Genomic DNA, 13,401 nt, shown 5'->3' with positions numbered 1-13,401 from the left:
ACTCCACCCGCGCACCGCACGGAACCGGACTCCTGTCCGCCCATCCTGTTCGCCGCGCGCGGCACGCCCGGGCACGTCCCGCGGGCGTGCCGTGCCCGGGAACCGCGCACACGCACAGCTTCACGACGCCTACGGGGGCATCATCGCCATGACAACAACGGACAACGACAAACTCGTCGAATACCTCAAGCGCCTCACCGTCGACCTCCACCAGTCCCGTCAGCGGGTCCGTGAGCTGGAGGCCGGTGCCAACGATCCGATCGTGATCGTCGGCATGGGGTGCCGCTTCCCGGGCGGGGTGGACTCCCCCGAGGCGCTCTGGCAGGTCGTCGCCGGGCAGCGCGATGTGATCTCCGGACTCCCCACCGACCGCGGCTGGGACCTGGAGGGTCTCTACCACCCCGACCCGGAGCACTCGGGCACGTCCTATGTGCGTGACGGCGGATTCCTGAGCGGGGCCGCCGAGTTCGACCCCGCGTTCTTCGGGATCGCTCCCCGTGAGGCGCTGGCGATGGACCCGCAGCAGCGGCTGCTCCTCGAAGTGGCGTGGGAGGCCCTGGAGCGGGCGGGGATCGCCCCCGGGTCGCTGCACGGCACGTCGGCGGGCGTGTTCCTGGGCGCGATCACCCAGGAGTACGGTCCGCGGCTGGGCGAGGCGGCGGCGGGTTCCGCCGGGTTCGGCCTGACGGGCACCACGTCGAGCGTGGCCTCGGGCCGGGTGGCCTACACCCTGGGCCTGCAAGGCCCCGCCCTCACCGTCGACACCGCCTGCTCCTCGTCCCTGGTCGCACTGCACCTCGCCGTGCAGGCCCTGCGGTCCGGCGAGTGCTCGCTCGCCCTCGCGGGCGGCGTCACGGTCATGTCGACACCCGGCATCTTCGTCGAGTTCTCCCGCCAGCGCGGGCTCGCGACCGACGGCCGCTGCAAATCCTTCTCCGCGGACGCGGACGGCACGGCGTGGGCCGAAGGCGTCGGCGTCCTCGTCGTCGAACGCCTCTCCGACGCCCGCCGGCTCGGACACCAGATCCTCGCCGTCGTCGCCGGAACCGCCGTCAACCAGGACGGCGCCTCCAACGGACTCACCGCCCCCAGCGGCCCCGCACAGGAACGCGTCATCCGCGCCGCCGTCCAGGACGCCGGGATCTCCTTCGCCGGCGTCGACGCGGTCGAGGCCCACGGCACCGGCACCGTCCTCGGCGACCCCATCGAGGCACAAGCCCTCCTCGCCACCTACGGCAGCGAACGCGACGGCGACCGGCCCCTCATGCTGGGTTCACTCAAGTCCAACCTCGGACACGCCCAGGCCGCCGCCGGCGTCGGCGGCGTCATCAAGATGGTCATGGCCCTCCAGCACGGCGAGCTGCCCGCCTCCCTCAACGTCGGCAAGCCCAGCGAACTCGTCGACTGGGAGACCGGCGGCGTCGAGGTCCTCACCGAGCCCCGCCCCTGGCCCGCTGCCGAAGACCGCGCCCGGCGCGCCGGAGTCTCCTCCTTCGGCATCAGCGGCACCAACGCCCACGTCATCCTCGCCGAGGCCCCCACACCCGAACCGGTCGCCGAGAGCACGTCGCGAGAGCCGGGATCGGCGCCGGACGGCGCTGTCCGGCTGGACGGCGCGACGCTGCCGTGGACGGTGTCGGCGCGTTCGGCCGATGCTCTTGCCGAGGCCGCGGGCCGGCTCGCGGAGTACGTACGGGCACGGCCCGAGCTCCGCCCGGCCGACGTGGCGTTCTCCCTGGCCGCCAAGCGGTCCGCGTTCGAGTCCCGTGCCGTGGTCCCCGGCGCCGAGGGCAGGGACGGGATCCTCGCCGGTCTCGACGCGCTCGCCTCCCGCGAGGTCGACGGCGAGAACGGTGTGTCCTCCTCCCGTGCCGTGTTCGTGTTCCCGGGTCAGGGTTCGCAGTGGGCCGGGATGGCCGTCGACCTCCTGGACTCCTCCCCCGTCTTCGCCCAGACCATCACCGACTGCGAGACAGCCCTCGCACCGTTCGTCGACTGGTCCCTCACCGCCGTCCTGCGCGGAGACGACGACGCCCCCGGCCTCGACCGCGTCGACGTCGTCCAACCCGCCTCCTGGGCCATGATGATCGCCCTCGCCGCCCTCTGGCGCGCCAACGGCATCCACCCCACAGCCGTCATCGGCCACTCCCAAGGCGAGATCGCCGCAGCCGTCGTCGCCGGCGGCCTCACCCTCCACGACGGCGCCCGCATCATCGCCCTCCGCTCCCAAGCCCTCCGCGCCCTCTCCGGCGGCGGCGGCATGGCCTGGCTCAGCATCCCCGAAACCCAGACCGAAACCCTCCTCACCACCTGGCCCGGACAGATCACCGTCGCCGCCGTCAACGGACCCTCCTCCACCGTCGTCGCCGGACAACCCCAAGCACTCGACGCACTCCTCACCCACTGCGAAACCAACGGAATCTGGGCCCGCCGCATCCCCGTCGACTACGCCTCCCACTCCGCACACGTCGACGAAATCCAGCACACCCTCGCCGACCAGCTGAGCGACGTCACACCACAGTCCGGACACACCGCCTTCCACTCCACGGTCACAGGCGGGCTCCTCGACACCAGCGCACTCGACAGCGCCTACTGGTTCCGCAACCTCCGCAGCAAAGTCCGCCTCGCCGAAGCCGTCCAACAACTCGCCACACCCGACACCGTCTTCATCGAAATCAGCGCCCACCCCGTCCTCACCACCGGCATCACCGAAACCCTCGCCGACACCGGCACCGCCATCGGCACCCTCCACCGCAACAACGGCACCCTCGAACGCTTCATCCAATCCGCCGCCGAAGCCTGGACCCACGGCATCACCATCGACTGGCCCACCCTCCTCCAGCCCTACCAGCCCCGCACCACCGAACTCCCCACCTACCCCTTCCAACGCCAGCACTACTGGCTCGAACCCGAACCGGCCGCGACGGACGCCCGGGGGCTCGGCCTGAACCCGGCGGGGCACCCGCTGCTGGGCGCCGTGGTCGAGCTCGTCGAGGAGGACCGGCTGGTGTACACGGGCCGGCTCGGCCTCGACACACAGCCGTGGCTCGCCGATCACGCCGTGCACGGCACCGTCCTGCTGCCGGGCACCGCGTTCCTCGAGCTGTCGATGGCCGTGGGTGCCCGCATGGGCTGGCGACGGCTCTCCGAACTGACCCTCCAGGCGCCCCTGGTGCTGCCGCCCGACGAGGCCGTGCAGCTGCGGGTGACCGTCGAACCGCCGAACGCGAGCGGCCAGCGGGAGCTGGCCGTCCACTCGCGGCCGCAGGACGCCGACGCGGGTGTTCCGTGGACGCGGCACGCCGCCGCCCTGCTCGACATCGACGACGAGGCGCCGGACTTCGACCTCTCCGAGTGGCCGCCGTCCGGCGCCCAGGAGATCGACGTCGAGAACCGCTACAACACCCTCTCGGAAGCGGGCTACGACTACGGCCCCGCCTTCCAGGGGCTGCGCGCCGCCTGGCGCGCCGGCCGTGACGTCTTCGCCGAGGTGAGCCTGCCCGCCGAGCTCGACGCCGCTTCCTTCGGTGTCCACCCGGCCGTGCTCGACGCCGCTCTGCACGCGGTCGGCCTGCTGCGCGAGGACGGCGGCACGGTCCTGCCGTTCTCCTGGTCCGGCGTCACCCGCTACACCGAGGGCGCGGACGCCCTCCGGGTGTGGCTCGGTGCCAAGGGCGCGGACGGGGTGAGCCTGCGCGTCACCGACGCCGCGGGCAGGCCCGTGCTGTCCGCAGAGTCCGTCACGATGCGGCCGTTCACCGCGGACCTGGCCGCCTCCCGTGGCACCGACGCGCTGTTCCGGCTGGAGTGGCAGCCGGTCCAGGCCACCGCGGCCGACGTGGACGTCTGTCTGGTCGCCGATCTGGCCGAGGTGCCGGATCCGGTGCCCCAGCTCGTCGCCGTACGATGTCCGGGCTCGCCGCAGGACTCCGACAGCACGGGGGCCGGCCTCGCCGGTCACGCGCACCGTGCGGCCGGTCGGGCGCTGACCCTGGTCCAGGACTGGCTGGCCGACGCCCGGTTCACCGGGTCGCGGCTGCTGGTGCTGACCGCCGGCGCCGCCGGCCCCGACGTCACGAACCCCGCCCAGGCCACCGTGTGGGGTCTGGTCAGGACCGCTCAGTCCGAGCACCCCGACCGCTTCTCGTTGCTGGACACGGACGCGGACCCGGCGGGCGCCATGGACAGCGTTCCCGGGGCCGTCCTCACCGAGCCTCAGCTCGCGCTGCGGGCGGGCACGCTCCTCGCGCCACGGCTCGTCCGGCACACCGCCGTCGCCGATCCGGCCGGCGGCACCGCACTCGACCCCGACGGGACCGTGCTCATCACCGGCGGAACCGGCGTCCTCGGCGCCTCGGTCGCGCGGCACCTGGTCACCGGGCACGGCGCCCGCCGTCTCCTGCTCGTCAGCCGCCGCGGACCCGACGCCCCCGGCGCCGACGAACTCGCATCCGAACTGACCCGGTTGGGCGCGGAGGTCACTCTCGCCGCCTGCGACACCGCCGACCGCGACGCGCTCGGGCGGCTCCTCGCCGACGTCCGGCTGACCGCCGTCGTCCACACCGCGGGCCTCCTCGACGACGGTGTGATCGAGTCGCTGACGCCGGACCGGCTCGCCGCCGTGCTGCGTCCTAAGGTGGACGCCGCCGCTCACCTCGACGAACTCACCGCGGGCCAGGACCTCGCCGCGTTCGTCCTGTTCTCCTCGGTCGCGGGTGTGCTCGGCAACCCCGGCCAGGCCAACTACGCCGCGGGCAACGTGTTCCTCGACGCGCTCGCCGCCCGCCGCCGGGCCGCCGGCCTCCCCGCGACCTCGCTCGCCTGGGGCCTGTGGGCCGAACGCACGGGCCTCACCGGCCATTTGGACGACAGCACCCTCTCGACCCGCGGCATCGCCCCGCTCTCCAACGAGCAGGGCCTCGAACTCCTGGACCGCGCGCTCGGAGACGACACGGCGCTGCTCGTACCGGCCCGGCTCGACCCGGCCGCCCTGCGCTCCGACGCCCTCGACGGGACCCTGTCCCCGGTGCTGCGCTCGCTGGTACGGGTCCCCCGGCGGCGGGCCGGCGAGTCCGGCCTGCGCCGCAGGCTCGGCAGGCTCTCGCAGGAGGAGGGCCGCCGCCTCCTGCTGGACCTCGTCAACGCCCAGCTCGCCGCGGTCATCGGCCGGGACTCGGCGGACGGGATCGACCCGGACCAGCCGTTCAAGAGCTTCGGCGTCGACTCGTTGCTCGCCGTGCAGCTGAGGAACCGTCTCAACTCCGCGACCGGGCTGCGCCTTCCGGCGACCCTCGTCTTCGACCACCCCACGCCGGCCGCCGTCGTCGACTTCACGCTGGCGCTCGCGCGGGAACGGGCCGAGAGTGCCTCCCCGCAGCCCGTCGCCGCCGTCGCACCGCGCACCGACGACGACCCGATCGTGATCGTCGGCATGGGGTGCCGCTTCCCGGGCGGGGTGGACTCCCCCGAGGGTCTGTGGCAGGTCGTCGCCGGGCAGCGCGATGTGATCTCGGACTTCCCGACCGACCGCGGCTGGGACCTGGAGGGTCTCTACCACCCGGACCCGGACCACTCCGGCACGTCGTACGTGCGGCGCGGTGGATTCCTCCACGACGCCGGCGAGTTCGACCCGGCCTTCTTCGGGATCTCGCCGCGCGAGGCGCTGGCGATGGACCCGCAGCAGCGGCTGCTCCTCGAAGTGTCGTGGGAGGCCCTGGAGCGGGCGGGCATCGCGCCCGGAACGCTGCACGGCAGCGACACCGGGGTGTTCGCCGGTGTGATGTACCACGACTACGGCGGTGGCGGCCGGCTCCCGGAGGAGGCCGAGGGCCACTTCCTGACCGGTACGGCCGGCAGCGTCGCCACCGGCCGGGTGGCCTACACCCTGGGCCTGCAGGGGCAGGCGCTCACGGTCGACACCGCGTGCTCGTCGTCCCTGGTCGCACTGCACCTGGCCGTACGGGCCCTGCGGTCCGGCGAGTGCTCGCTGGCCCTCGCCGGTGGCGTCGCGGTGATGTCCACCCCCCACACCTTCGTCGAGTTCTCCCGCCAGCGGGGACTCGCGGCGGACGGCCGTATCAAGTCGTTCTCGGCTGACGCGGACGGTACGGCGTGGGCCGAGGGCGTCGGTGTCCTCGTCGTCGAACGCCTCTCCGACGCCCGCCGACTCGGACACCAGGTCCTCGCCGTCGTCGCCGGAACGGCCGTCAACCAGGACGGCGCGTCCAACGGCCTGACCGCGCCCAGCGGACCCGCCCAGGAGCGGGTCATCCGCGCCGCGGTGGCCGACGCCGGGGTCTCCTTCTCCGGAGTCGACGCGGTCGAGGCGCACGGCACCGGCACCGTCCTCGGCGACCCCATCGAGGCACAGGCCCTCCTCGCCACCTACGGCAGCGAACGCGACGGCGACCGGCCCCTGATGCTGGGTTCACTCAAGTCCAACCTCGGACACGCCCAGGCCGCCGCCGGCGTCGGCGGCGTCATCAAGATGGTCATGGCGCTCCAGCACGGCGAAGTGCCCGCCTCGCTCAACGTGAGCAGGCCCAGCGAACTCGTCGACTGGGAGTCCGGCGGCGTCGAGGTCCTCACCGAGGCCCGGACCTGGCCCGCCACGGAGGGAAGGATCCGGCGGGCGGGAGTGTCGTCCTTCGGGATCAGCGGCACCAACGCCCACGTCATCCTCGCCGAGGCCCCCGCGACCGATCCGGTTGCCGAGGACTCGACCGAGCGTCCCGAGGCCGGTCTGCCGTGGATCGTGTCGGCGCGGTCCGCCGACGCACTCGCCGAGGCCGCCGGTCGACTGGCGGAGCACGTACGGGCACGGCCCGAGCTCCACCCGGCCGACGTGGCGTTCTCCCTGGCCGCGAACCGGTCCGCCTACGAGTCCCGGGCCATGGTCCCCGGCGCCGAAGGCCGGGACGGACTCCTCGCCGGCCTCGACGCACTCGCCTCCCGCGAGGTGGAGGCGGTCACCGCGGCCGTCTCCGGTGCGAAGCCGGGGCGCGCCTCCGGTGCTCCTGCCGTGTTCGTGTTCCCGGGTCAGGGTTCGCAGTGGGCCGGGATGGCCGTCGACCTCCTGGACTCCTCCCCCGTCTTCGCCCAGACCATCACCGACTGCGAGACAGCCCTCGCACCGTTCGTCGACTGGTCTCTGACAGCCGTCCTCCGCGGCGAGGACAACGCCCCTGGCCTCGACCGCGTCGACGTCGTCCAACCCGCCTCCTGGGCCATGATGATCGCCCTCGCCGCCCTCTGGCGCGCCAACGGCATCCACCCCACAGCCGTCATCGGCCACTCCCAAGGCGAGATCGCCGCAGCCGTCGTCGCCGGCGGCCTCACCCTCCACGACGGCGCCCGCATCATCGCCCTCCGCTCCCAAGCCCTCCGCGCCCTCTCCGGCGGCGGCGGCATGGCCTGGCTCAGCATCCCCGAAACCCAGACCGAAACCCTCCTCACCACCTGGCCCGGACAACTCTCCGTCGCCGCCGTCAACGGACCCTCCTCCACCGTCGTCGCCGGACAACCCCAAGCACTCGACGCACTCCTCACCCACTGCGAAACCAACGGAATCTGGGCCCGCCGCATCCCCGTCGACTACGCCTCCCACTCCGCACACGTCGACGAAATCCAGCACACCCTCGCCGACCAGCTGAGGGACGTCACACCACAGTCCGGACACACCGCCTTCCACTCCACGGTCACAGGCGGGCTCCTCGACACCAGCGCACTCGACAGCGCCTACTGGTTCCGCAACCTCCGCAGCAAAGTCCGCCTCGCCGAAGTCATCCAGCAACTCGCCACACCCGACACCGTCTTCATCGAAATCAGCGCCCACCCCGTCCTCGCCTCCGGCATCACCGAAACCCTCGCCGACACCGGCGCCGTCCTCGGCACCCTCCACCGCAACAACGGCACCCTCGAACGCTTCATCGAATCAGCCGCCGAAGCCTGGACCCACGGCGTCACCGTCGACTGGCCGACCCTCCTCCAGCCCTACCAGCCCCGCACCACCGAACTCCCCACCTACCCCTTCCAACGCCAGCACTACTGGCTCGCGCCGGAAGCCCCCTCGGCTGCGCCCGCCGCGCCCCTTCCGGTGGCGCCGGCCGCCGAGTCGGCAAGCCTGCTGGGTGCACGACTGCCGTCGTCGCCGCTCGCGGAGGCGCAGTTCTCCCCGCCGCTCGACCCGTCGGCGCACCCCTGCCTCGGCGACTTCGTGGTCGGCGGGCGGCCGGTGGTCAGCGCCGGTGTGTTCGTGGAGTCACTGATCGAGGCGGTCACCGAACTCGCCGGACCGGGACCAGTGTCCGTCCAGGACCTGGAGCTTCCCGTCGACCTGGTGCTCGCGCCGGCCGGCACCGGGCGCACGGCTCACCTCGTGGTGAACGGCGAGCGGTTCGGCTACTACGCGCAGGACCCGTCCGGTGGCTGGCAGCTGCACGCGCAGGCCCTGGCCCGTTCGGGCGCGGCGGCCGCGCCGACGGTGGCGCTCGCGGCGGGCGGTTCGGGCCGTGAGCTGACGGGTGACGAGCTGTACCGGCTGCTGTGGCAGCGTGCCCTGTACCTGGGTTCCGCCGCCCGCTGGGTGGAGCGGATCAGGCTCGGGCGCGGCGAGGCCACCGCCGAGATCCGGTCCGCCGTGCCCGGCGAGTCCGAGGCGTACGTGATCCACCCGGGGCTCGTCGACGCGATGTTCCAGACCGCACTGGCCTGCTTCCCGGCGGACGGCCCGGCTCTCGTGCCGACCGGTCTCGAACGCTTCGTCCACTACGACCGCGGCGGCCCTCAGGACGGGCTCCGATGTCATGCCGAACTGTTCGAGGGCGGCACCCGGGCTCGTATCCGGCTCGTCTCGGCGAACGGGCGGCTGGTGGCCGAGGCCGACGGCGTACGGTTCGTCCCGGCCCTCACCCGGTCGGCGGCGGAGGCCGAGTCGGCTCCGGCGGCCGCGGTGCGCCCCGTATCCGCGGCCGTGCGCGCCCCGGCTGCGGTTCCCGAGGCGCGCCCGCTCGGTGCGGCCCCGGCGGCCGTCGCGACGACGGCTCCGGCCGAAGCAGCCGACGCGGCGTCCGCCGTGGTGCCCGACGCGGCGCGGGCCTTCGTGACCCGGACCGTCGCCCGGGCCCTCGGGACGACGGCGGCACGCCTCGACGCCCGGCAGTCGCTGCAGGCGCTCGGTCTCGACTCGCTGATCGCGATGAAGATCCGGACGACGCTGAACAAGGAGTTCGACGTCCTGCTGCCGATGGCGGCGTTCCTCGAAGGCCGCAGCACGGAGGACATCGCCGGCGACGTCCTGGCGGCTCTCGGTTCCGAAGGGGAGAGCCACGAGGGCGGGGAGGCGGAGCCCGCGGCGGCCGACGGCGGGACCGTCGTGGTCGGGGACGACTCCGAGCGGTACGAGCCGTTCGGTCTGACCGACCTCCAGCAGGCCTATCTCGTGGGCCGCGGTGACGCGTTCGAACTCGGCAACACCTCGACGTACTTCCAGATCGAGATCGACCTGGAGAACGTGGACCTGGACCGGCTCGGCGCGTCCTTCCGGGCGATGATCGAGCGCCACGACATGCTGCGGGCGGTCTTCACCGCCGACGGCGAGCAGCGCATCCGGCGTGATGTCCCCGCGTACGTGATCCGGGAGACCGACGCCTCCGTCCTGGAACCGGCCGAGCGCGAGGCCGAACTGGTCGCCGTGCACGAGGAGATGCGGCACCAGGTCTTCGACACCACGTGCTGGCCGCTGTTCGATGTGCGGGTGACCCGGATCGACGAGCGGGTGATCCGGCTGCACGCGGGCTTCGACGCCCTGATCATCGACGGATTCAGCACGTCGATCCTGTTCAAGGAGTGGGCGGCGCACTACCGCGGTGAGACGCTGCCCGAACTGCGGCTGCGCTACCGGGACTACGTCAGGGAGGCCCGCGCGCTGGAGGCCGGGCCCGAGTACGACCGGGCGCTCGCCTACTGGCGCGACCGGCTCGACACCCTGCCGCCCGCGCCCCAGCTTCCGCTGGCCGTCAGTCCGTCGAGCCTGGAGCGGCCGGTGTTCAACCACCGCGGCGCGACCCTGGCCAGGGAGGACTGGGACCGGTTCAAGCAGCACGCGGCGGCGGCCGGGGTCAGCCCGTCGGCGGCCCTGTGCACCGCGTACGCGCAGGTCATCGCGGAGTGGAGTGCCACTCCCGACTTCTCCCTGAACCTGCTCTACTTCAACCGGCTGCCGCTGCACCCGCAGGTCGGGGACGTCATCGGTCAGTTCTCCACGACCCTGATGCTGGAGATCCGCGACTCGGCGACCGATTCGTTCGCCGTCCGCGCCTCCGCCGTCCAGAGCCGGCTGTGGAGCGACATGGAGCACAGCCAGGTCAGCGGTGTGCAGGTGCTCCGGGAACTGAACCGGGCGCGCGGCGCCTCGGTCCGGGCCGCCGCGCCGGTCGTCTTCACCAGCCTGGTGAACATGGCCGACCGGCAGGACGGCGAGCCCGGTGGGGTCGTGCGGCACCTCGCCGGCATCGGTGAGAACGGCCGCCAGGTGAGCAGCTCGGTCCGCACCCCGCAGGTGTGGCTGGACCACCAGGCGGTCGAGGAGGCCGGCGAGCTCCTGCTGAACTGGGACGTGATCGAGGAGCTGTTCCCGGCGGGCTGCGTCGACGCGATGTTCGCGGCCTACCAGCGGACGCTGCGCGAGCTGTCCCGGGACCCGGCGGCCTGGCAGCGGCCGAGGCCGGCGCTCGCGCCCGTCGCCGATCTGGAGGTACGGGCCGAGGCCAACGCCACCGACGGGCCGGTGCCCGACGGGCTGCTGCACGACGCCGTGCTGGCCCGGGCGGCGGAGACGCCGGACGCGCCCGCGGTCATCACGGGCTCGCTGACCCTGTCGTACGCGGATCTGGAGCGCAGGTCCCACCAGGTGGGTCACCGGTTGCGCGCCCTGGGGGCGGGACCGGGCGACCTGGTCGGCATCGTCATGGACAAGGGCTGGGAGCAGGTCGTCGCGGCCCTCGGCATCCTGCGGGCGGGTGCGGCGTACGTGCCGATCGACGCGCGGGTGCCCGCCGAGCGGCTGCATGTGCTGCTCGACAGCGCCGGGATCAGCCGGGTGGTCACCCAGCCGTGGGTGGACGGCATCGCCGACTGGCCGCAGGGCGTGGCCAGGACCGTGGTGCGGGCCGACGAGGGATCCGGCGAGCGGGGTGACGGCGCGAGCCGGGAGGAGGCCGGCGAGCCGGAGCCGCTCGGCCCGTCCGGAGCCAAGCCCACCAACCTCGCCTATGTGATCTTCACTTCGGGATCCACCGGGCTGCCCAAGGGTGTGATGATCGAGCACGGCGCGGCCCTGAACACGATCGTCGACGTCAACGAGCGCTATCGCGTCACCGCGGCGGACCGGGCCCTCGGACTGTCCGCGATGCACTTCGACCTGTCGGTCTACGACGTCTTCGGTCTTCTCTCCGCCGGCGGCGCCCTGGTGCTGCCCGAGCCGTCGGCGCACCGTGAGCCCGCCCGCTGGGCGGAGCTCGTCACCGAGCACGGGGTGACGATCTGGAACAGCGTGCCCGCGCTCATGGAGATGTTCACCGAGCACGCCCTCGCGAACCGGCTCACCGGGCTGCCGGTGCGGCTGGTCATGATGAGCGGGGACTGGATCCCGGTGACCCTGCCGGGCCGGATCCGGCTGCTCCTGGAGGATGCCGAGCTGTGGAGCCTCGGCGGCGCCACCGAGGCGTCGATCTGGTCGATCCTGCACCCCATCGGGGAGGTCACCGAGGACTGCGTGAGCATCCCCTACGGCAAGGCGATGCGTAACCAGCGCTTCCATGTGCTGGACGGCGCGATGCGGCCGTGTCCCGTGTGGGTGCCCGGCGACCTCTACATCGCCGGGGTCGGCCTGGCCCGCGGCTATCTGAACGACGAGGTCAAGACGGACGCCGCGTTCCTGCACCACCCGGTCACCGGTGAGCGGCTCTACCGCACGGGGGACCTGGGGCGCTTCCTCCCGGACGGCACCATCGAGTTCCTCGGCCGCCAGGACTCCCAGGTCAAGGTCCAGGGCTACCGCATCGAACTGGGCGAGGTGGAGGCCGCTCTCACCCAGTGCGAGGGCGTACGGGCCGCCGCGGTCGTCGCGGCGGGCGAGCAGCACGGTCCGAAGCGGCTGATCGCGTACGTCGTCCTCGACGAGGGGCGCGACGACACCGAGCAGCGGATCACCGACTCGCTGCGCAAGGTGGTCCCGCAGCACCTGGTCCCGCAGCGCGTCCTCGTCCTCGACGAGCTGCCGCTCAGCGACAACGGCAAGGTCAACCGGGCTGCGCTGCCCGCACCCGACGAGGTCGCCGTCGAGGGCGCCGGCTTCGTCGCCCCCCGCGACGAGGTGGAACGCCGGCTCGCGGAGATCTGGGCGGAGTTCTTCGGGGTCGCCGAGATCGGGGTGACCGCGAGCTTCTTCGACCTCGGAGGGGACTCGCTGCTCGCGGTGCGGCTGATGGCCAGGATCGCCCGCGGCCTGGGTCGCAGCCTGCCACTGTCCAGCCTGTTCGCCCGGCCGACCATCGAACTGCTCGCCCGGGCGGTCCGGGAGACCGGCAGCGTCGAGGACGGCCGCAGGGCTCTCGTGCCGGTCCGCACCACGGGCTGGCGGACTCCGCTGGTGTTCGTCCACCCGGTCGGCGGTGACGTGCTCTGTTACGCGGAACTCGCCGAACTCCTCGGTCACGACCAGCCGTTCTACGCGCTGCAGTTGCCGGACACGGAGCTGCCGAGCGTCGAGGAGATGGCCGCCCACTACGTCGCGGCGGTCCGTGAGGCGCTGCCCGAGGGCCCGTACCGGGTCGGCGGCTGGTCCATGGGCGGTGTGATCGCGCTGGAGATGGCGGCCCAGCTGACCGCGGCGGGGGCCGAGGTGGAGCTGCTCGCCGTGGTCGACCTGATGGAGCGGCCCGGCCCGGCCGGGGGCGAGCCGGTCTCCGACGAGGTGCTGCTGTCCTGGTTCGCCCGGGATCTGGCGGGCCTCGCCGGGGTCGAGTGGCAGCTGCCGGCCGAGGCGTTCGACGGCCGTCCGCCGGTGGAGGTGCTGCACGCCGAGGCGCGCGCGGCGGGGGCGCTGTCCGAGGACATCGACCTCGACACGCTGAGTTCCATCGTCGGCCGCTTCCAGAGCAACTACCGTGCCCTGCTGCGGTACGCGCCCAGCGCCTTCGCCGGCCGGGTGCTGTCGCTGCGGGCGGCGGACGGCGGCGCGACCGTCGAGACAGCGCGGCGCTGGATGGAGTACTTCCCCGGCGACGCCACCCTCGTGGACGTTCCCGGCGACCACTACACGGTGATGCGTGGTGAGCGGCTGCGGGTTCTGGCGGACGAGCTGAGCCGGGCGCTCGGCGCCCACTGAACCGACCCGGCCGG

1 protein-coding gene is annotated in these 13,401 nt (G+C 73.0%); it reads left to right on the top strand.

Going from position 1 to position 13,401, the window contains the following annotated elements; genetic code table 11:
• Positions 1-148 precede the first annotated feature (148 nt).
• Positions 149-13,387 (top strand): non-ribosomal peptide synthetase/type I polyketide synthase, encoded by a 13,239-nt coding sequence (locus tag OG392_RS29965; protein ID WP_329284569.1) that lies wholly within the window; start codon positions 149-151, stop codon positions 13,385-13,387.
• Positions 13,388-13,401: the final 14 nt, after the last annotated feature.

Source organism: Streptomyces sp. NBC_00691 (assembly GCF_036226665.1).
GTDB lineage: Bacteria > Actinomycetota > Actinomycetes > Streptomycetales > Streptomycetaceae > Streptomyces.
This window is presented reverse-complemented; position numbering and strand designations above follow the sequence as displayed.